Source organism: Gilvimarinus xylanilyticus, assembly GCF_024195295.1.
GTDB lineage: Bacteria > Pseudomonadota > Gammaproteobacteria > Pseudomonadales > Cellvibrionaceae > Gilvimarinus > Gilvimarinus xylanilyticus.
In genome coordinates this window covers 1,033,598-1,054,109 of sequence record NZ_JAMFTH010000001.1, presented here as the reverse complement: position 1 = coordinate 1,054,109, position 20,512 = coordinate 1,033,598, and the positions used below count along the sequence as shown (strand labels likewise).

Annotated in this window: 15 protein-coding genes and 1 tRNA gene; 13 read left to right on the top strand and 3 right to left on the bottom strand. The window is 51.9% G+C overall.

Annotated elements, in window-relative coordinates; genetic code table 11:
* Nucleotides 1-2: 2 nt before the first annotated feature.
* From fadA to M6D89_RS04390, 9 genes are all read left to right on the top strand, one after another.
* A complete protein-coding gene (gene fadA, locus M6D89_RS04430) occupies nt 3-1,178 on the top strand; it encodes an acetyl-CoA C-acyltransferase FadA (RefSeq protein WP_253966815.1) in 1,176 nt (391 codons plus the stop codon).
* Nucleotides 1,179-1,218: 40 nt separating this feature from the next.
* Nucleotides 1,219-2,571 carry a hypothetical protein gene (locus M6D89_RS04425; protein ID WP_253966814.1) on the top strand — a complete coding sequence of 451 codons (1,353 nt, stop codon included), beginning with the start codon at nt 1,219-1,221 and terminating at the stop codon, nt 2,569-2,571.
* 134 nt (nt 2,572-2,705) lie between these two features.
* A tRNA-Leu gene (locus M6D89_RS04420) sits at nt 2,706-2,790 on the top strand.
* An 85-nt stretch (nt 2,791-2,875) separates the two neighbouring features.
* Entirely contained in the window at nt 2,876-4,183 is a 1,308-nt protein-coding gene (gene tig / locus M6D89_RS04415; RefSeq protein WP_253966813.1) for a trigger factor, read from the top strand.
* A 174-nt stretch (nt 4,184-4,357) separates the two neighbouring features.
* Nucleotides 4,358-4,996, top strand: a complete 639-nt coding sequence (gene clpP / locus M6D89_RS04410) for an ATP-dependent Clp endopeptidase proteolytic subunit ClpP (RefSeq protein ID WP_253966812.1) — start codon at nt 4,358-4,360, stop codon at nt 4,994-4,996.
* A gap of 116 nt (nt 4,997-5,112) precedes the next feature.
* The gene (gene clpX, locus M6D89_RS04405) at nt 5,113-6,417 is read left to right on the top strand and encodes an ATP-dependent Clp protease ATP-binding subunit ClpX (RefSeq protein ID WP_253966811.1); all 1,305 of its coding nucleotides are present in this window, start codon (nt 5,113-5,115) and stop codon (nt 6,415-6,417) included.
* 132 nt (nt 6,418-6,549) lie between these two features.
* Complete coding sequence (gene lon, locus M6D89_RS04400) at nt 6,550-8,964, top strand: endopeptidase La (protein WP_253966810.1); 2,415 nt, start codon at nt 6,550-6,552, stop codon at nt 8,962-8,964.
* A gap of 270 nt (nt 8,965-9,234) precedes the next feature.
* Nucleotides 9,235-9,507 (top strand): nucleoid-associated protein HU-beta, encoded by a 273-nt coding sequence (gene hupB / locus M6D89_RS04395; RefSeq protein WP_020209663.1) that lies wholly within the window; start codon nt 9,235-9,237, stop codon nt 9,505-9,507.
* Nucleotides 9,508-9,651: 144 nt separating this feature from the next.
* Nucleotides 9,652-11,517: a SurA N-terminal domain-containing protein gene (locus tag M6D89_RS04390; protein WP_253966809.1), complete on the top strand. Its 1,866-nt coding sequence runs from the start codon at nt 9,652-9,654 to the stop codon at nt 11,515-11,517.
* A 60-nt stretch (nt 11,518-11,577) separates the two neighbouring features.
* Here M6D89_RS04390 and M6D89_RS04385 read toward each other — a convergent pair whose 3' ends face one another.
* Complete coding sequence (locus M6D89_RS04385) at nt 11,578-12,540, bottom strand: GGDEF domain-containing protein (protein WP_253966808.1); 963 nt, start codon at nt 12,538-12,540, stop codon at nt 11,578-11,580.
* 20 nt (nt 12,541-12,560) lie between these two features.
* Nucleotides 12,561-13,166: a histidine kinase gene (locus tag M6D89_RS04380; protein WP_253966807.1), complete on the bottom strand. Its 606-nt coding sequence runs from the start codon at nt 13,164-13,166 to the stop codon at nt 12,561-12,563.
* Between the two features lie 258 nt (nt 13,167-13,424).
* On the opposite strand from M6D89_RS04380, the gene M6D89_RS04375 reads away from it, so the two are divergent.
* The 4 genes from M6D89_RS04375 to M6D89_RS04360 are packed head-to-tail and all read left to right on the top strand — an operon-like array spanning nt 13,425 to nt 18,996.
* Nucleotides 13,425-15,266: an extracellular solute-binding protein gene (locus tag M6D89_RS04375; protein WP_253966806.1), complete on the top strand. Its 1,842-nt coding sequence runs from the start codon at nt 13,425-13,427 to the stop codon at nt 15,264-15,266.
* A gap of 38 nt (nt 15,267-15,304) precedes the next feature.
* Nucleotides 15,305-16,366: a microcin C ABC transporter permease YejB gene (locus M6D89_RS04370; RefSeq protein ID WP_253966805.1), complete on the top strand. Its 1,062-nt coding sequence runs from the start codon at nt 15,305-15,307 to the stop codon at nt 16,364-16,366.
* Nucleotide 16,367: 1 nt separating this feature from the next.
* Nucleotides 16,368-17,387, top strand: coding sequence for an ABC transporter permease (locus M6D89_RS04365; protein WP_253966804.1), 1,020 nt, complete (start codon nt 16,368-16,370; stop codon nt 17,385-17,387).
* A gap of 4 nt (nt 17,388-17,391) precedes the next feature.
* A complete protein-coding gene (locus M6D89_RS04360; protein ID WP_253966803.1) occupies nt 17,392-18,996 on the top strand; it encodes an ABC transporter ATP-binding protein in 1,605 nt (534 codons plus the stop codon).
* On the opposite strand, the gene M6D89_RS04355 is transcribed toward M6D89_RS04360, so the two are convergent.
* On the bottom strand, nt 18,980-20,512 hold the full coding sequence (locus M6D89_RS04355) for a lytic transglycosylase (RefSeq protein ID WP_253966802.1): 1,533 nt from the start codon (nt 20,510-20,512) through the stop codon (nt 18,980-18,982). The two genes, M6D89_RS04360 and M6D89_RS04355, sit on opposite strands and share 17 nt — an antisense overlap.

Sequence of the window (20,512 nt, the reverse complement as noted above, 5' to 3'; positions counted from 1 at the left end):
TTGTGAAATTACAGCCAAATGATTCGGTCATTGTCGATTTTGCCCGCAGCGCCATGGGCCGTTCTAAAAATGGTTGCTTCCGTCATTCGCGCGCTGACGATATATCCGCCGCCGTGATGGCGGCGCTGCTAAAGCGAAACGATGCGCTGGATGCGGCTGACATTGACGACGTGATTTGGGGTTGTGTGCTTCAGCGCGAAGAGCAAGCCTTTAACATTGCGCGATACGCCGCGTTGCTCGCGGGTATTCCGCATTCTGTGCCCGCACAAACGGTTAACCGTTTGTGCGGTTCCTCCATGGCCGCTCTGCATACCGCCAGCGCCAATATTAAAGCGGGGTTGGGGGCTGTTTATTTGGTGGGCGGGGTAGAGCATCTGGGCCATTTACCCATGTACGAGGCGATTAATCCCAACCCCAGGCTCGGGCTATCGGTAGCGAAAGCGGCTGGCAATATGGGAGTCACCGCCGAGTATCTCTCCCAGCTTCACGGTATAAGCCGCGAGCAAATGGATGAGCTTTCTCTGCGCTCCCACCAGCTCGCCGCTCGTGCGCGCCGCGAAGGTTTATTCAACTCTGAAATTATCCCTGTCGCCGGACACGATGAAACCGGTAATACGGTAATGGTGCGCGACGATGAGACTATTCGTGAAGACACAACCCTGGAGGGGCTGGCGGCTCTGCGGCCAGTGTTTGACCCCAAAAACGGCAAGGTGACGGCGGGCAGTTCGTCGCAGCTGTCCGATGGCGCGTCGGCTATGTTGGTTATGTCCTATCAGAAATGCCAGGAGCTGGGATTTGCGCCCAAAGCCCGGGTTATCGCACAAACCATTGCCGGGGTAGATCCTTCTATTATGGGCTATGGCCCGGTTCCGGCCACGCAAAAAGCTCTGGCCCAGGTGGGACTGAGCATGACGGATATCGATTACGTAGAGTTAAACGAGGCTTTCGCGGCTCAGGCACTGCCGGTATTAAAAGACCTTGAGCTTTTGGATGACATGGATCAGAAGGTGAATGTACATGGTGGTGCTATCGCACTAGGTCACCCCTTCGGATGTTCCGGTACGCGTATCACCGGATCGCTGCTCAATGTCATGGAGCGCCGCGATGCCACCTTCGGGCTGGCAACTATGTGCATCGGTTTGGGGCAGGGCATCTCCACCATCCTGGAGCGCTGCTGATCTGGTAAACTGCGCTATTTTGTAAGCTGGGTGTTGTCCATTGAAAATCCATTCCGCCGAGGTTCCCGAACGTTTTTTGCTCGATATCGCCAAGGCCGGTCACAGTGAGCTGAGCGCGTTGCAGTTTTCTCACTTCGCTTTTTACCTCGCTGAGCCTGAGCTCATTCACTTAATTGCCGTGGTGGGTATGGGGCAGTGTGGGCTTCAGGCTTGTTTGCTGGAAGAGTCTGAAGCTACCCGTGCCTTTGTGGAACAGATGTCGCCAGGCGCGGCTTTGGGTGAACTGGAGCAATGGTTTGATACACCCGTGCTGTACATAGAGCGTGCTGTGAGTCTATTGCCTGTGACAATTCCCAAGCCCTGGGGACGGGAAATTTGGTTCACTGGCATGGAAGCTCGCGGTGTTGCCCGGGTGGGCGACGAGAGTCGCTCCATTCCTCTTCCCTGGCTGCTGGCACTCGCACCCCAGCGTTTTTCGGCCGGGGCGCCCGAGCAGCTGACCTTGCTGAAAATTCTCGATCCCTTGCCCGATGAAGTGTACGGCGATCTGTATTTTGAGATGCACGAGCACAAGCAAGAGGTTTATGTTGTCACTCATGTGGATGAGCGCGCATGGCCCGAGGGGCAGGGGGGCATTCGCTATGGCTTTAATCAGGCACAGCGGAGCCAGTATGGCAATGATGATGCCTTTAAGCAGGCCTACTTAAAGGCGGTGCAAGATTACGAGCGAGTGCGCCGCCATATCGATGAGCGACTGGATCAGTTAAAGCGCGCGGCCGGTGTGGCCATTTCAGATCCGGTTCCGCCGGAAAGTTTAAACGCCTGGATGGAACAGTTACCCGCCGACCTGCAACACCAAGAGCTGCAGCTTCGGCGCGCAATGGAGAGTTTTATACAGGTGATGCCCTTAAGCGTCGGGGATGTTGTTCAGGTGCCTTGCCATACTCCCCATTCGCTATTGCACGGGGTTCGCACGGTAGAATTTCAAACTCCGGTCTACGAGCGCAAAATCTTGTCCTTTGCCCAGAAAGTGCTGACCCAAAGTCACTGGGACACCGAAGAAGCGCTGCAAAATGTTGCCCTGGATGCGGCAGAGCAGTCGCTGGGTGAGGAGTTTTGCCCCGTCGAAGGGCTAAAGGCACAAAAGATTGTCGACTTTTCTGACTTTGAAGTCTGGCGCTACAGCGCCGAGCAGGCTTGCGAGCTTTCCCTGGCGCGTCAGTCCCGCTATCAACTGCTGATGAGCATTGGTACCGGGGTCAGTTACGCCGGTCAGGCCCTGGCCGCCGAGCAGAGCTTTTTGGTGCCTGCCGGGGCTCGCCCCACGGCGAATCTAGCCTTCACCGCCGGTGCCGTTGCTCTGATTGCCATCCCCCGAATTGGGGATTGTTAAACTCTTTTATTGAACCTCGCGTGCGACTGTGGCAAAATTGCCACCCTTCTCGCAGCGGGTAAGATGATTTTGATAAAAATCACTGCCAAATCAACAAGTTGCGAATATTGTTTAGAGTGCCTGTCTGAGGCAACGCGGTCGTGGTGGAATTGGTAGACACGCCAGATTTAGGTTCTGGTGCCGCAAGGTGTGAGAGTTCGAGTCTCTCCGACCGCACCATTTATTAAGTAGCAAGCGCCCGCTGATCAATAGTGTTCGGCGCCCGAACCGATGCCAAAGCATCGCAGTGATTCACGAGGATACTATGCAGGTTTCAATTGAAACGACTTCTGGTCTTGAGCGTCGCCTGACTATCGGCGTGCCCGCTGATACCGTAGAAGGCGAAATTGAAAAGCGCCTTAAAGAGGCCGCGAAAAACATTCGCATCAACGGTTTCCGCAAGGGTAAAGTACCCTTGAAGATCGTCAAGCAGCGCTACGGCGCGGGCGTGCGCCAGGAAGTAGTGGGCGAAGTCATCAGCCGCTCTTTCTATGAAGCCGCTCAAAAAGAAGACGTAAAGCCTGCAGGTCAGCCCAGCATTCAGCCCAAGCAAATGGGCGAAGGGCAGGATCTTGAGTTTGTCGCCACCTTTGAAGTCTACCCCGAAGTAGAGTTGGGTGACGTGAGTGGCTTTAAGGTGACTCGTTACAGCGCCGATATCACCGATGAAGATATCGACAAAATGATCGAAACCCTGCGTAAGCACCAGGCGACCTGGGAAGAAGTCGATCGTGCGGCCGCCGAAGGCGATCAGGTAGATATCGATTTTACCGGCACTAAAGACGGTGAAGAATTCCAAGGTGGTAAGGCCGAAGGTCACACACTGGAGTTGGGTTCCAACTCAATGATTCCGGGCTTCGAAGACGGTATTGTGGGCATGAAAGCCGGTGAAGAGAAAACCATTAAGGTTACCTTCCCGGAAGACTACCAGTCAGACGAGCTGAAAGGCGCTGATGCTGAATTTGCCATCAAGGTTAATAAAGTGTCGGAGCAAAAGTTGCCCGAGTTGAAAAAACCTTTCTTCCAGAAATTTGGCCTGGAAAAGGGTGGCATTAAGACCTTCCAGAAAGAAGTTAAAACCAACATGGAGCGTGAGCTTAACAATGCCCTCAAGGCAAAGGTTAAGTCTCAGGTCATGGATCAACTGCTGGAAGCTAACGAGGTGGATCTGCCTAAGGCTCTGGTCGCCAACGAAATTCAGGTGTTGCGCAACCAGATGATGCAGCGCTTTGGTCAGCAGCCCAAAGATTTTGACCCCAAATCAATTCTGCCGGACACCATGTTCGAAGAAGACGCCAAGCGTCGTGTGGCATTGGGTCTGATCGTGGGCGAGGTGGTTAAGTCTGCCGATATCAAGCCAGAAGCCAAAGCGGTTCGCAAGATGGTGGAAGAAATCGCCAGCACTTACGAAGATCCGCAAGAGGTGATTGACTACTACTACAGTCAACGTGAACTGTTGGCGGGTATCGAGTCTGCCGTGCTGGAAGATCAAGTGGTTGAGCACATTGTTAAGCAGGCCGAGGTCTCAGAAGAGACTGCCACCTATGATGAAATCATGCAGCCAAAAGCCTAAAAATAGCGCTTTTTGAGCAAAAAAGCCGCGAAACGTCTGTTTCGCGGCCACCTCCCTCCTACTTTTCTCTATCTTTACTGGCAAACCACGTCTTCTCAGGTTAAGCTCCCTGCTATCTGGTTTATGATTGCATAAACCCACATTTGGAATGTATTACAGAAAGGTGTTTCATTGATGTCATACCCGTTATCCGACAGCCCTGAACAAGAGATTACAGCAAGCGGTCTGATCCCCATGGTGGTCGAGCAAACCGCCCGGGGCGAGCGCTCTTACGATATTTACTCTCGTCTGCTGAAAGAGCGAGTCATCTTTTTGACGGGGCAGGTTGAAGATCATATGGCCAACCTGGTTGTAGCCCAGCTGCTGTTTTTAGAGGCAGAGAACCCCGACAAAGACATTCATTTGTATATCAACTCTCCCGGCGGGTCGGTCACTGCCGGCATGTCTATTTACGACACCATGCAGTTTATCAAGCCGGACGTCAGCACCATGGTGATGGGGCAGGCCTGCTCTATGGGCGCCTTTTTACTTGCAGCGGGCGCCAAAGGTAAGCGCTATGGTTTGCCTAACTCTCGAGTGATGATTCACCAGCCCAGTGGCGGTGCTCAGGGTCAGGCGTCAGATATCAACATTCACGCGCAGGAAATTCTTAAAATCCGCCGTCGTCTGAACGAACTGTTGGCCGATCATAGCGGTCAGTCGCTGGATCAGATTGAACTGGATACTGAGCGCGACAAATTTATGTCGGCGGCCGAGGCCCACGAATACGGTATTATCGACTCTGTTATCCAGAGCCGGGCTGAGGCAAAATAATAGCCTGGTAGCGGGCGCAACAGACTGAGGCAGTCGCTTTGACGGCCGCCAGACTTGAAAAACAGGGTTAAAGGGCGCATCTTTTAATCTGTAGCAATAATATTGGGAGTGGTTTAATGACCGATCACACCGGAGATAACGGCGAGAAAAACGGCAAGCTTCTGTATTGCTCGTTTTGTGGTAAGAGCCAGCATGAGGTCCGCAAGCTGATTGCGGGCCCCTCGGTGTTTATTTGCGATGAGTGTGTTGACCTGTGCAACGACATTATTCGCGAAGAAATTCAAGAGAGTGCTACGGAAGGGCAGTCGGAAAAACTGCCGACGCCCAGTGAGATTTCCAGCATTTTGGATCAGTATGTCATTGGCCAGCAGCGCGCCAAAAAAGTGCTTGCGGTTGCTGTTTACAACCACTACAAACGCTTGCGTGTAGGCGGGGCCAAGGGCAAAGAGAAAGACGCCGTAGAGCTGGGTAAAAGCAATATCCTGCTGGTGGGGCCCACTGGTAGCGGTAAAACCCTGTTGGCCGAGACATTGGCGCGGCTGTTGAATGTGCCCTTTACCATCGCCGACGCCACCACCCTGACCGAGGCCGGTTATGTCGGTGAGGATGTCGAAAACATCATCCAGAAGCTGCTGCAAAAGTGCGATTACGACGTCGAGAAAGCGCAGCAGGGTATTGTCTATATCGATGAAATCGACAAGATTTCCCGCAAGTCTGACAACCCGTCTATAACTCGCGATGTGTCGGGTGAGGGCGTTCAGCAGGCATTGTTAAAGCTGATTGAAGGCACTGTGGCGTCTGTGCCGCCGCAAGGAGGTCGCAAGCATCCTCAGCAGGAGTTCTTGCAGGTTGATACCGGCAATATCCTCTTTATTTGTGGCGGCGCCTTCGCCGGTCTGGATAAAGTGATTCGCGATCGTTCCGAGCGCGGTGGTATTGGCTTCGGCGCCGAAGTGAAAAGTAAAAGCGACGACAAGAGCTTTGGCGACACACTGCACGAGCTGGAGCCCGAAGATTTGGTGCGTTACGGCCTGATCCCCGAGTTTGTAGGGCGCTTGCCGGTTATTGCCACCCTGGACGAGTTGGATCGCGAGGCCCTGGTCGAGATTCTGGCAGAGCCTAAGAATGCTTTAACTAAACAGTATCAGCGCCTGTTCGATATGGAAGGCGTCGAGCTGGATTTCCGTCGCGATGCCCTGGAAGCGGTGGCACAAAAAGCCATGGACCGTAAAACCGGGGCCCGCGGGTTGCGCTCTATTATGGAGTCAGTCTTGCTGGACACCATGTACAAGATTCCATCGGAAGAGCACGTGAAGAAAGTTGTGGTGGACGAGACCGTGATTAAAGGTGAGTCCGAGCCGCTGCTGGTGTACGAAAATGCCGAACCCGCTCAAAGTAAGACAGCCAGTAAAGACGACTGACCTTATCTTGAAGCGCGTATAAAAGGGTGCCTTTGGCACCCTTTTTGCGTTTTATAGCGGTGAAAACTTGTAAAACCGACTTTGCGCCCCCAAAACAGGGGAAAGCCCTGGAATTCCGATAGGTGGTCAGGTATGCAGCAGAATGAGCAAGAGATTATGAATACAGATTTACCCTTATTGCCGCTACGGGATGTAGTGGTTTATCCGCACATGGTTATCCCCCTCTTTGTGGGGCGAGAAAAGTCTATTGAAGCGCTGGAAAGTGCGATGAAAGCCGACAAGCAAATCGTGCTGGTGGCACAGAAAAATGCCGCCGACGACGATCCGCGCAACGAAGATCTCTACTCGGTGGGCACTTTAGCGACTATTTTGCAGCTGCTGAAACTGCCCGATGGCACGGTCAAGGTGTTGGTTGAAGGGGGGCAGCGAGTCTCGGTCGACTCTTCCGAGGAAATCGACGGGCACTATCGCGTTGCGGTCTCAGTGCTCGAAGAAGAGGCATTGGAGAAAGAAGAATCCGAAAGTTTGATTAAAACCGCGCGCGAACATTTTGAGCAGTACGTTAGCCTGTCACGCAAAGTGGCCTCAGAGGTGATGAATTCGCTCAGCGGCATCGATGAACCGGGTCGCTTCGCGGACACCATTGCCGCCCATATGGCGCTCGAACTCGAACAAAAGCAAGCCGTGCTGGAAATCGTCAGTATTCGCGAGCGTATTGAAACCTTGCTGGGGCTTATGGACAGCCAGATTGACCTGTTGCAAGTGGAGAAAAAAATCCGCGGGCGGGTGAAAAAGCAAATGGAGAAAAGCCAGCGCGAGTACTATCTGAATGAGCAGATGAAAGCGATTCAGAAAGAGCTGGGTGATATGGGCGAGGAGGCCAACGAGGTCGACGAGCTGGAACAAAAAATTGCCGACAGCGGTATGCCGGAAGAGGCGAGCGAAAAAACTCGCGCCGAGCTGGCCAAGCTAAAAATGATGTCGCCGATGTCGGCGGAAGCTTCGGTTTTGCGCGCGTACATCGATTGGATGGTCAAGGTTCCCTGGAAAAAGCGCAGCAAGGTGCGCCATGACATAGAACGCGCCGAAAACGTTTTAAACAAAGATCACTATGGCCTGGAAGAAGTGAAAGAGCGTATTCTCGAGTACCTGGCCGTACAAAAGCGTGTTAAGAAAATCAAAGGGCCGATTTTGTGCTTAGTGGGTCCCCCTGGTGTGGGTAAAACCTCGCTGGGCGAGTCGATTGCGCGCGCCACCAATCGCAAATTTGTGCGTATGGCTCTGGGTGGCGTTCGCGACGAAGCGGAGATTCGCGGTCACCGTCGTACCTACATCGGTTCTTTGCCCGGTAAGTTGGTGCAAAAAATGGCCAAAGCCGGGGTTAAAAACCCGCTGTTCTTGCTCGATGAAATTGACAAGATGGGCATGGATAACCGTGGCGATCCGGCTTCCGCGCTGCTCGAGGTATTGGACCCGGAACAGAACAATCACTTCAATGATCACTATCTTGAAGTCGATTACGATCTGTCCGACGTAATGTTTGTTTGCACCTCAAACACGATGAATATTCCAGGTCCATTGTTGGATCGCATGGAGATTATCCGCATCCCCGGTTACACCGAAGATGAAAAAGTGAATATCGCTCGCAAGTATCTGATTCCTAAGCAAATCAAAGCGAATGGGCTGAAAAAAGACGAGCTTAACTTGGGCGATGACAGCGTCCGCGATATTGTTCGCTACTACACCCGCGAGGCGGGTGTACGTGGCCTGGATCGCGAAATTGCCAAGCTTGCGCGCAAAGTGGTCACTCAGCATGTGAAAAAAGATGCCGAGGTTATAGACGACATTACCCCTGATGCATTGGAGCACTTTTTAGGGGTTCGCAAGTTCGACTTCGGTCGCGCTGAAAATGATGATCAAGTCGGGCAGGTGACGGGCCTGGCCTGGACTCAGGTAGGTGGTGAGTTGTTAACTATCGAGTCCTCAGCGGTGAAAGGTAAGGGGCGTATTGTCAAAACCGGCTCGCTCGGGGATGTCATGCAGGAGTCGATTCAGGCGGCATTGACTGTGGTTCGCTCCAGAGCCCAAGGGTTAGGCATTGCACCGGATTATCACGAGAAGGTTGATGTTCACATTCACGTACCCGAGGGGGCGACCCCCAAAGACGGCCCCAGCGCGGGTATTGCGATGTGTACGGCGCTGGTGTCGGTCCTTACTGGCATTCCGGTAAAAGCCGAAGTCGCCATGACCGGCGAGATCACTTTGCGCGGCGAAGTCTTGCGCATCGGCGGGCTGAAAGAGAAGCTGCTGGCCGCGCATCGCGGGGGGATTAAAACCGTATTGATTCCCGCCGATAACGAACGCGACCTAAAAGAAATTCCGGAAAACATCAAAGCGGACTTAACCATTCGTCCGGTAAAATGGATCGATGACGTTTTGGATGTGGCCTTGCAACATACGCCTACGCCTTTGAGTGATGAGGAGTATCAGGCGCTGCAAGAGGCCGCTGATAAGCAAACGGAGGCCGCTCGAATTAACACCCACTGATGTTACTAAGAGTAACCTTTGGTGCTTTGTAATCATTGCGAATAGCCCCGTATTGCGGGGCTTTTGTTTAAAACGCGACCAATAATGCCAATAGGTCTTTAATTCGCAAAGGTAGCCTTGACCCGCAACCTGCCTCTTGGTATAAATCGCAATTCAATAGTGAGTGGTGGTGCTGAACCGCACAGGGTTAGCCGTTGATGTCACCAAGTCAATAACAACACTGCACAACTATAAACAAGTGTTCTGGAAAATCTACTTAAGGGGTTAAACGTGAACAAAACTGAGCTGATCGAAGCCATCGCCGCATCTGCGGATATCTCCAAAGCTGCTGCTGGCCGTGCACTGGACGCCGTTGTCGACGGCATCACTGATTCTCTGAAAAAAGGCGACCAGGTAGTACTGGTTGGCTTTGGTACTTTCTCTGTGAAAGAGCGTGCTGCGCGTACTGGCCGCAACCCACAGACCGGTGCCGAGATTCAAATTGCTGCGGCAAACGTACCTAGCTTTAAAGCGGGTAAAGCGCTGAAAGACGCTGTTAACTAATCAGCTACGGTTGAGAATACACGCCGGTAATTTACTTCTGTATCGGTGGTAAAGGCGCATCTAAGATGCGCCTTTTTTATGTTTACTAAACAAAAAGTGTGATGCCACGTAAAAGTGGCTTTAAGCTAGGTTCGGGAGCACAACATGTTACAAAGCATGCGGGACAACTCAAAAGGCGTTGTTGCAGGAATATTGGTTGGCCTTTTGGTGATTATATTCGCATTATCGGGGGCCGAAGCGCTGTTCAGCAGTCGCAATACCGCACCGGTTGCGCTTACCGTTAACGGCCAGGAAATTACCGAGACCGAAGTGCAGCGCGCCATCGAGCAGCAGAAATCTCGCTTGCGCAATCGTTTTGGTGACTCTGTGCCACAAAGCTTCCTCAATGACGAAAACCTGCGCCCGCCTGCAATTGAGCAGTTGGTTCAGAGAACATTGTTAACTCAAGCAGCCAAAGACGCCAACATGGCGGTTTCTGACGCCCAGATTGATCAAGTTATTTTGTCGATTCCGGCGTTTCAGGATGCTTCGGGTCAGTTTGATCCGGACCTCTATACCATGTCGCTGCGCCGCCTGGCGTACACGCCTACCAATTATCGCAATGAACTTTCCCGCGATTTAACGGTAAACCAGCTGGCCAACGGTATTTCCAGCTCCAACTTTACCACTCCCGCTGAAGCGCGGTATTTAGCCGAATTAAACAGCCAAGTTCGCGACTTTTCTTATGTCACTCTTAATATCGACAATTTGCTGGAGCAGGTTGATGTCAGTGATGAGGAGATAAGCCGCTACTACAACGAAAATCCCGAGGCGTTTACCGAACCGGAAAAAGTCGTTGTTGAATATATTGAATTAAGTGTTGCTCAACTGATGGAAAATGAGTCGGTGAGCGAATCTGAACTGCGCACTCAATTTGAAGAAAATATCGATGACTTCACTCCCACTGTTCAGCGTCATGCCGCGCATATTTTGCTCGAAGAGCCCAGTGATGAGCTAATCAACGAGGTTCAATCTGCGCTGGACGCTGGTGATGATTTTGCCGAAGTGGCGGCCCAGTACTCGGAAGATCTGGGTTCGAAAGACAGCGGGGGCGATTTGGGACTTTCATCCGGCGATGCTTTTCCAGAAGAGTTTGAGCAAGCCTTGAGTGAGCTGGCTGTAGGTGAGGTATCGGAGCCTGTGGAAACAGATGCCGGTGTACATTTTATTAAATTGCTGGAGTCCACCGGTGGCGGCGAGCCGGATTTTGCCGCTGAGCGCGATGGTATTGAGCAGCGTATAAAGCGTGCCCAGGCAGAAGCTCGCTTTGTCGAGTTGCTCGACAACCTGGAAGACATGTCTTACAACGCCGATTCGCTGGCTAGTGTGGCGGACACCTTAGAGCTGCAGGCAGTGCAGAGTGAACCCTTTTCACGCCAGGGCGGCGAAGGTATTTTTGCCCGCGACCAGGTCATCACCGCCGCTTTTGGCGAAGAGGTGCTTGAATTTGGCAACTCCAGTGAGCTGATAGAGTTGGCTTCAGACCGAGTTGTAGTGCTTAAGCTGCTCGAAAATCAGCCAAGTTTTGTTCAGCCTATGGATCAAGTGGAGTCCGAAATTGTCGCGACGGTTAAAGAGCAGAAAGCCTCTGATCTGCTGGCTGAGCAGGGTCAAAACCTGGTGGCCGAGGTTGAAAATGGTGCGAGTCTGCAGGCAGCTGCCGAAGCGCTGGGGTTAGAGGCGGTGCAGCTGAGCGCTATTGATCGGGCGAATATGGAGCAACCGCGCGCCGTGGTAGAATTCGCTTTTTCACTGCCGCACCCCAAAGACGGTGCCCCGCAAGTGGCCGGTCAGTTGCGCAATGGTGAGTACACGGTGGTTCAATTGGATCGTGTCGCTTTACCTGAGCAAGAGCTGGACGACGATCAATTGGCACAGATTAAACAAGGTTTGGCGGGGATGCATGGTTCGGCCGACTTTGAATCATTTGTCAATTATCTGCGTGAAACCGCCGAGATCGAACGGAATTAATTCATCGTCAATAAAAAAGGCGCAACCCATCAGGTTTGCGCCTTTTTTATTGGATGGCTGTTAAGGGTAGCAGCGACTTTGGTTGCGACCGTGTTCTTTACAGTAGTAAAGCCCCTGGTCGGCTAATTGAAGCCATTCTTGTTCGGTTTTAATATCTGCGGCTAATTCACACACACCCAGACTGATAGTAACGTGTATTTGCTGTCGGTCAGTCTGTATCGCTTTTTGTTCGACGGTTCGCCTCAACCTCTCGGCAAAATCTAAACCGCCTTCTTGAGTCGTCGCGGTTAAAATGACCCCAAACTCCTCTCCGCCGTAGCGCCCTGCGATGTCAGTTTCGCGCAGCTGCTCACGAAGGCATTGGCTCACCTGGCGGATTACCTCGTCACCGACGGTATGGCCATGGGTGTCGTTCACCTTCTTAAAGTGATCGATGTCAAACAATATTAAGGTCGCCGGGATTTCATAGCGGTCGAAGCGCAAAAACTCCTGATGTAGGTTTTGCTCCCAGTAACCTCGGTTGTAGAGTTGCGTTAAATGGTCAATACGACTAAGCGCTTGCAGCTGTTGATTGGCCTCTATTTGCGCTCGCTTGTTAACGGCAGTGTCGGTGACATCGTAAACGATAAGACAGATGTGAGAGACATTTCCCTGTGTATCCAAAAGGGGCAGGATGGTGCAGTTTTGGTACATAAAACGCGCTGTGCCGGTAATAGGGCGATAGTGCGGAAAATGAAATAAGTAGGGACGCTGTTCCCAGGTTGTAAAAGTGGCGCTTTGCAATAAAAACACGGGTTCGCATTTACGGCGGAACCAATCCTGGGGCAGGTCGGGGAATAATTCGAAGATATTGCGCTCTAACACCCCCTCGGGAAACTTGCCGCTGTGATTTTGCATAAACTGGTTCCACAGCGAAATGTTGTAGTCGCGATCCATGACTACCAAACCAACGTCGATATTCTGCAGAATGTCCATTAGCCAATGGACGTCTTTTAGGAGAGAGTTCAGCTCACGGTCCGGCATGCTTTGCGCTCATCCTCTGGTTAATCAATCAGATAGTCTAACTTTTCCAGCAGGCCGGCAATGCAGTTCTCACTGATCACCAGCAAAAGATCGCAATTGATACGATAGTGTTCGATAGTGTAGTTGATTTCGACGACAGCGGCACTGTTCCAGTCGAGATCACGCTGAGTAAGCAACCGATCTATATCGTCGCTCGGATCGAGTAAGTGGGGTGGCCCTAAGCTTAAGTGGGTGTCCAGCTGACGTGCTAGGCCGTGCAGACAAGCCCCTCCCAAGACGTTACTCGTGTCCATGAGTAGCTCTCGGTTCAGGTTTGGGTGGTAGTCGTATTTAAGCAGCTCGGCCAAGTCTTGGTAGCGGGTGCCATTAAACAGCAATAGTGCTTCACCGGCGACGCCGTCCCCAATGAACCCCTGCGCCACGCCGGTTAAGGGCTCGTTTTGGCTGCTCTGATCCCGCAGGCTTTCCAGGGTCATTGCAATGTCACTAGGGGTTAAAATGCCCACTTGGGGGATAGAGAGCACCACAAAGGCATCAAAAAGGCGCGCCAGACGGTCGGCCGCTTGCCCCATTGCTACATTGGCAATTTCCTGTAGGCAGTCGCGTTGGTCTTCACTAAGAAGCATGGCGGTCATCGCATCATATAGATATTAATGGCATAACTTTTGATTAAAAAGCAGCCAGTGGCGTGATTTTTATCGCTGTATAAGGGCGTCCCCTAGGGCTAATACTAGCATTATGTCGGTTAGTTGTCCGGTATTGGCCGTTCTTACCGGTAGATGTTAAGTCAAAGTTTTCTATTTTCCTGTTGTACACAGGGGCACTAGTTTCCGTACAATTTGTCTATTGTTGTCAATATTTGAGATTAGGGTATGTATTCACAGATGCGTTCATTGATCGTTCCGCTTTTTATGCTGGGAGCGGCAAGCTTCGTTGCCCCGGCGTCCGCCCAAACCGAGCCTTCAGAGGTGGTCACCCACACCGTACACGCGGTATCCTCTCATCTCACACCGCAATACTCCGAAGACTTTACTCACTTTGATTATGTAAACCCTGACGCCCCTAAAGGTGGCACCTTACGGATGGCTGCTCTGGGTACCTACGACAGCTTTAATCGCTTTGCCCGTCGGGGTGACCCGGTGGCTGAGGGCCTTAAACCCTACCAGCGTTTCATCTACGATACACTTATGATCGACAACGATGATGAGTACGGGGTTTTGTATCCACTTATCGCCGAGTCGGTGACTTACCCCGAGGACTACACCTGGGTTGAATATAATATCAATCCCAAGGCGCAGTTTAACGATGGCGAACCGGTAACCGCCGAAGATGTTGCCTTTAGTTTTAACAAGTTTGTGGATCAGGGGCTGCCTCAGATAGCGGTGCTGTATAAGCACGTCAAAGACGCCAAAGTCGTGGATGAACATACGGTTCGTTTTGAATTTGATAGCCCCCAAAAGAATTACATTACTGATCTAGCCGGCTTGACTATCTTGCCCCAGCACTATTGGCAAGACAAAGACCTATCTGCGCCTTTGTCCACTCCGCCCGTGGGCAGTGGCCCCTATGTGGTCAGTGATTTTGATATGGGCTCTAGCGTTACCTATTCACGGGTGAAGGATTACTGGGCCAAAGATCTACCCTCGCGCAAAGGCCTGTTTAATTTCGACACTATTATTTTCGAGTACTTTCTTGATCGCTCGGTTACATTAGAGGCTTTTAAAGCGGGCGAGTATGATTTTCGCGCCGAGGCGGTAATGGCCAACTGGAAAGAGGCTTATGATATCCCCGCCGTCAATCGCGGTGATATCGTCAAAGCGGAAATTCCCAACAAAGCCCCCAAGCCCCTCACCGCCTTAATCTTTAATACCCAAAGAGCGCCCTTTACAAACCGCAAGGTGCGTCAGGCGCTCAACTATATGCTGGATTTTGAGTCGCTGAACAAAACCCTGTTTTACGGTGAGTACACGCGCGCTGAAAGTTACTTTCAAGACACAAAATACAAGGCCGAGGGAAAGCCCGAAGGTAAAGAGCTTGAAATTCTCAACCAGTATAAAGACCAGTTGCCCCCCGAGGTGTTTGGCGAGGTCTGGCGCCCCAACCAAACGGATGGCTCGGGCCGAATTCGCGGTGCCATGCGCGAAGCGCTGGCGTTGTTAAAAGAGGCCGGATGGACACTCAAAGATCGCCGTTTAGTCAACCAGAAAACCGGCGAGCCCATGGAGTTTGAGTTGTTGATCTACGATAACAGTACCGAGCGCTATGCCAACAGCTTTAAAAAGAATCTGGATCGCATAGGTATCACCATGAACATACGCAAGGTTGATACGTCTCAGTATATGAGTCGGGTACACGAAAAAGACTTTCAGATGGTGTCATTGTATTTTACCGAAATGCCTTACCCGTCAACCGATATGGAGCTGACCTGGCACTCTAAAAACGTCAACTCCAGTTGGAATACGGCCGGTGTCAATGATCCGGTGATCGACTCTATGGTAGAAAATATTGCGGCCAATCAAGGTGACGACGAATTGCTTACCGCTTATGGACGGGCGTTTGATCGGGTGGCTCTTTGGAATTTCTATGGCATTCCCCGCTGGTATTCGGCGGACTATCGGGTTGCTTATTGGAATAAATTCTCTCGCCCGGCGAGCTCGCCCAAGTTGGAAATAGGGTTGGATACCTGGTGGTATGACGAACAAAAAGCCAAAACCTTAAAACCTTAATCCTGCATGCTGAATCTTTAGAAGACTAGGGTAGACCTTTGCTGGCTTATACCATAAGGCGATTGTTGCTGATCGTGCCCACCATATGGGCGATTATTACGGTCAACTTTTTTATTGTTCAGGCGGCCCCTGGCGGCCCCGTGGATCAGGCCATTGCACGTATGCAGGGTGTGGTTTCCATGGGGGTCACCGGCGCCAATGATGATTTAGGGGCGCCTGCGCAGGGCACCCGCGCCAGCCGGGGGCTTGATCCACAAATTATCTCCCAGATCGAGGCCCAGTTTGGCTTTGATCGGCCCATGCACGAGCGCTACTTTGATATGTTGCTGGATTACGCCCTACTGGATTTCGGCGACAGCTTATTCAAAGCCAATTCGGTAACCGGGCTTATCGTTGATCGTTTGCCCGTTTCCATTTCCCTTGGGCTATGGAGTACGCTGATTATCTATTTAGTCTCGATACCTTTAGGGATACGCAAAGCGGTACGCCATCACAGTCAATTTGATATTTGGACCAGTTGGGTCATTGTGATCGGCAATGCCATTCCGGGTTTTCTGTTTGCCATTTTGTTGATTATCGTCTTTGCTGGCGGTTCATACCTTGACTGGTTTCCTTTGCGCGGCCTGGTGTCTGATAATTTCTCCGAGCTGAGCTTTGGAGGCAAGTTGGCCGACTATTTCTGGCATTTAACGCTGCCGATAACGGCCTTGGTTATCAGTGGTTTTGCCACTTTAACCATGCTGACCAAGAATTCTTTTTTGGACGAAATCAATAAGCAATATGTAATGACGGCCCGAGCTAAAGGCGCCTCGGAAAAGCGGGTTTTGTATAAGCATGTATTTCGCAATGCCATGCTAATTATTATTGCCGGGTTTCCCGCTACGTTTATCAGTATGTTTTTTACCGGCTCTTTGCTAATCGAGGTGATTTTCTCGCTGGAAGGCCTGGGGCTACTCGGGTATGAGGCGATTGTTCAGCGCGACTACCCAGTCATGTTTGGCACCTTGTATATGTTTGGTTTATTGGGGTTGCTTATTGGTATTGTCAGTGACCTGGCCTACACCTGGGTTGACCCCCGCATTGATTTTGAGAGCCGTTAGTATGCTGAGCCCTTTAAATCAAGAGCGCTGGCGACGCTTTAAAAACAACCGTCGCGGCTTCTGGAGTTTATGGCTTTTTTTGTTTTTGTTTATAGGCTCTTTGTTTGCCGAGATTATTGCCAATGATACGCCTATCTTAATCAAACATCAGGATGCTTTTTATTATCCGCTGTTTAAGGAGTATTCGGAGCTTACCTTTGGTGGCGATTTTGATGTGGCGGCCGATTATCGCGACCCCTATATCGCCGAGCTGATTAACGAGTCGGGTTGGATGCTGTGGCCTCCTGTTCGGTTTGATTATCGCGCCATTAATTATGACCTTCCGACACCTGCGCCTAGCCCGCCTAGCGCCGAGAATTGGCTGGGTACGGATGATCAGGGGCGCGACGTTTTGGCCCGTCTGATTTACGGGTTTCGTATCTCGGTCATATTTGGTCTTTTGCTTACCTTGGCCACCAGTATTATTGGTGTCGCGGCGGGAGCCGTACAAGGCTTTTATGGCGGTAAAATTGATTTGATTGGCCAGCGATTGCTCGAGGTCTGGTCCAGTATGCCCGCGCTTTTTGTGCTCATTATTATTGCCAGCTTGGTGCCACCCAGCTTTTGGATTTTGTTGGTAATTTTATTGCTGTTTGGCTGGATGACTTTGGTGGGCGTGGTCCGTGCTGAATTTTTGCGCGCTCGCAATCTGGAATATGTGTTGGCGGCCAAAGCAATGGGTGTGTCCGATCGCGCGTTGATTTTCCGCCACCTTTTACCCAATGCCATGGTCGCCACTTTAACCTTCGTGCCTTTTATTTTGGTCGGCGCGGTCACGAGCCTTACGGCGCTGGATTTTCTCGGTTTTGGTTTGCCGCCCGGGTCGGCGTCTTTAGGGGAAATGGTCAGCCAGGGCAAAAACAACCTTCATGCCCCTTGGATTGGTTTGTCGGTGTTTTTTGTGTTGGCGCTGCTGCTGACGCTATTGGTTTTTGTGGGCGAAGCGGTGCGCGACGCTGTAGACCCCAATAAAACGCGGTAACCTTATGCCTGAATCCATTCTTCACGTTAACGATCTGCATTTGTCTTTTACCCATGAGGGCACGCCTAAACCTGTTTTGCAGGGCGTCTCGTTTGAGGTTTTTGCCGGCGAGGTATTAGCCGTGGTGGGTGAAAGTGGCTCTGGAAAATCGGTCACAGCTCAGTCTATTATGCGTCTGCTCAATCCCGATACCGCCTGCTACGAAAAAGGTGAAATAATCTTTGCCGGGCAAAACTTATTGAATCAAAGCGAAAAGGTTTTGGCAGGTTACCGGGGGCGCCGCATAGGAATGATATTTCAAGAGCCTATGAGCTCTTTGAACCCTTTGCACAGCATTGAGAAGCAGCTGGCCGAAGTGCTGTTTTTGCATAAAGGCTTATCCAAGGTGAAAGCCCGGCCGGTGGTGTTGGAGTGGTTAAACCGCGTGGGTATTCGCAGCCCGGAGCAGCGTTTGTCGGCGCTGCCACACCAGTTGAGCGGCGGTGAACGTCAGCGCGTTATGATTGCCATGGCGCTTATTAACGAGCCGGACATCCTGATCGCCGACGAGCCCACAACCGCCTTGGATGTCACCGTACAGGCGCAAATTTTACGATTGATTAAAGACCTGCAAGTCGATTTAGGGATGGCGGTGGTTTTTATTACTCATGATTTACATATTGTGCGCGCGCTCGCCGATCGAGTCGTGATTATGCACCGGGGTCAGGTGGTCGAAGCTGGCGCGACCGATGAAATTTTTAACCGCCCTCAAAAAGCTTATACCCAAATGCTGATGGCGGCGGATCCAGGTGATCCACCGGAATCGATACGCGAAAACGCCGCAACGCTTTTAAACGTCAGTCATATCCGCACCTGGTTCCCCATCAAGAAAGGCGTTTTCAAAAGAGTCGTCGATCATGTGAAAGCGGTTGACGATATTTCATTTGTTTTGCGCGAAGGGGAGACACTGGGCGTCGTCGGGGAAAGTGGTTCGGGTAAAACCACTCTGGGGCGCTCGATTGCCCGTTTGCTTGAGGCCGAGGGAAAGGCCGTTTACGCGCAAAACCACGATTTGCTCTCCTTGTCGGCCCGCGAATTAAAGCCTTTGCGGCGCGAGATTCAGGTGATTTTTCAAGACCCCTATGCCAGCTTAAGCCCTCGCATGTCGATTGCCGAGATTATTGCCGAAGGTTTGCGAGTCCACGAGCCGCAATTATCCCGCGATCAAGTGGAAGAAAAAGTGATTGAAGCGCTCGAGCAGGTGCAGTTGGATCCCGCCGTTCGCCATAGGTACCCCAATGAATTTTCCGGTGGCCAGCGCCAGCGCGTGGCCATTGCACGGGCGCTTATTTTAAAGCCACGCTTATTGATTCTGGATGAACCTACCTCGGCGCTGGATCGCGCCGTGCAGCGCGAGGTGGTTATCTTGCTTAAATCACTCCAGCGTGAGCATCAGCTTGGGTATATTTTTATCAGCCACGATTTGGATGTGGTGCGGGCGATGAGTCATCAAATGCTGGTAATGCAGGCCGGGCGTGTGGTGGAGGCCGGCGAGGCGACGTCAATTATGACGGCGCCCCAGCACCAGTACACGCAAAAATTATTGCGCGCGGTTAACGAGCCTTTGTAACCCCCACAAACAGCGTTAATTGTTGGCCGGGGTGGATATAGTTAGCGGTGGAAACATTATTCCAGCGGGTAATTTCGTGAATGCTGACATTGAATTTACTGGCAATACTGTTTAGCGAGTCGCCTCTACGTACTTTATAGGTTAGTTTGCGGGTAATGCCCTGAGCGTTGCCGGGGGCTTGAGACTTTTCCCAAATCACCAGCTTTTGCCCCGGCTGGAGAGTGTCCCGCGACGACATGCCGTTCCACTTCACGAGCGAGTCCACACTGATTTTGTGGCGATTCGCTATCTGCCAAAAACTATCGCCTTTTTTCACGATATAGCTTCGTTTGGCATTGCCGCCTTGCGGCTCCAATGCATAGCTTTCGCTACCGACCGATGCACTGGGTATGAGCAGGGTATCGCCTGCACGAATACGCGACGACGATAGCTTGTTGGCCGTGCGCAGCACATCCACGCTGGTATCAAACTGGCGAGCGATAGTGCTTAGCGAGTCTCCGCGTCTGATGGCGTATCTCTGCCAGCTAATACGTTCGTTGTCGGGCAGCTTGGCCAGCGCCTCGGTGAATGTGGCTTGGGCGTCCAGAGGCATGAGCAAACGGTGGGGCCCCTCGGGGTCAGTGGCCCACCGGTTAAAGCCTGGATTGAGGGCGTAGAGCTCGTCCATGCTAATTCCGGCGAGCTCGGAGGCGCGGGTCAAGTCAAGCTGCGATTGTATATCCACGGCAACGAAGTAGGGGGCATTGGCAATGGGAGGCAGGCTAATATTGTATTTTTCGGGGTTGGCCACCACTTTCGACAGGGCTAGCAGCCGGGGGACATAATTGCGGGTCTCGCGAGGTAGTTTGAGAGACCAAAAGTCGGTGGATTTTCCGGCGTTGCGATTGCGGTTTATAGAGCGCTGCAAGCGCCCCTGGCCGGTGTTGTAGGCCGCCAGTGCATGCAACCAATCGCCGTCGAACATCTCTTGCAGCTGTTCCAGATAGGCCAGGGCGGCATCGGTCGAGTCGATAATGTCGCGGCGGCCGTCGTACCACCAGTTCTGTTTTAATCCGTAGTCTGACCCCGTTCCGGACATGAATTGCCACATCCCCGAGGCGGTTGCGTAAGAGTATGCATAGGGGTCAAAGGCGCTTTCTACGACGGGCAGCAGCGCTATTTCCAGCGGAAGATTTTCTTCTTCAAGTCTTTCCGTTATGTGATACAGGTAACGCTGCCCCCGGTTAAACACCCGCTCAATATAGTCGGGGTGGTCAATGTACCACTGTACATACGAGTCTAATTGGGCTTGCTCATAGGGCCCTAGTTCAAAGCCCTGGCGCAGGCGCTGCCAGAGGTCCTCTTCGGGCTTTTCGGCGTCCAGCTTGCGAATAGTTGGCGGTGGTAGAGTAGCTTGGGGGGCACTGACAGCGGCGGTTTCACTCGCAGAGGGAGCAGGTTCAGGTTTTTCAGAGATAAGGCCACAGGAGGTAACAATACAGCTGGCAGCGAGAAAAAATAAACGGTTTACACTCAT

Excerpts from the sequence above, each read along its gene's own strand:
- tig (WP_253966813.1), top strand. The coding sequence starts at position 2,876 with ATGCAGGTTTCAATTGAAACGACTTCTGGTCTTGAGCGTCGCCTGACT.
- clpP (WP_253966812.1), top strand. The coding sequence starts at position 4,358 with ATGTCATACCCGTTATCCGACAGCCCTGAACAAGAGATTACAGCAAGC.
- clpX (WP_253966811.1), top strand. The coding sequence starts at position 5,113 with ATGACCGATCACACCGGAGATAACGGCGAGAAAAACGGCAAGCTTCTG.
- lon (WP_253966810.1), top strand. The coding sequence starts at position 6,550 with ATGCAGCAGAATGAGCAAGAGATTATGAATACAGATTTACCCTTATTG.
- M6D89_RS04390 (WP_253966809.1), top strand. The coding sequence starts at position 9,652 with ATGTTACAAAGCATGCGGGACAACTCAAAAGGCGTTGTTGCAGGAATA.
- M6D89_RS04385 (WP_253966808.1), bottom strand. The coding sequence starts at position 12,540 with ATGCCGGACCGTGAGCTGAACTCTCTCCTAAAAGACGTCCATTGGCTA.
- M6D89_RS04380 (WP_253966807.1), bottom strand. The coding sequence starts at position 13,166 with ATGCTTCTTAGTGAAGACCAACGCGACTGCCTACAGGAAATTGCCAAT.
- M6D89_RS04375 (WP_253966806.1), top strand. The coding sequence starts at position 13,425 with ATGCGTTCATTGATCGTTCCGCTTTTTATGCTGGGAGCGGCAAGCTTC.
- M6D89_RS04365 (WP_253966804.1), top strand. The coding sequence starts at position 16,368 with ATGCTGAGCCCTTTAAATCAAGAGCGCTGGCGACGCTTTAAAAACAAC.
- M6D89_RS04360 (WP_253966803.1), top strand. The coding sequence starts at position 17,392 with ATGCCTGAATCCATTCTTCACGTTAACGATCTGCATTTGTCTTTTACC.
- M6D89_RS04355 (WP_253966802.1), bottom strand. The coding sequence starts at position 20,512 with ATGAGTGTAAACCGTTTATTTTTTCTCGCTGCCAGCTGTATTGTTACC.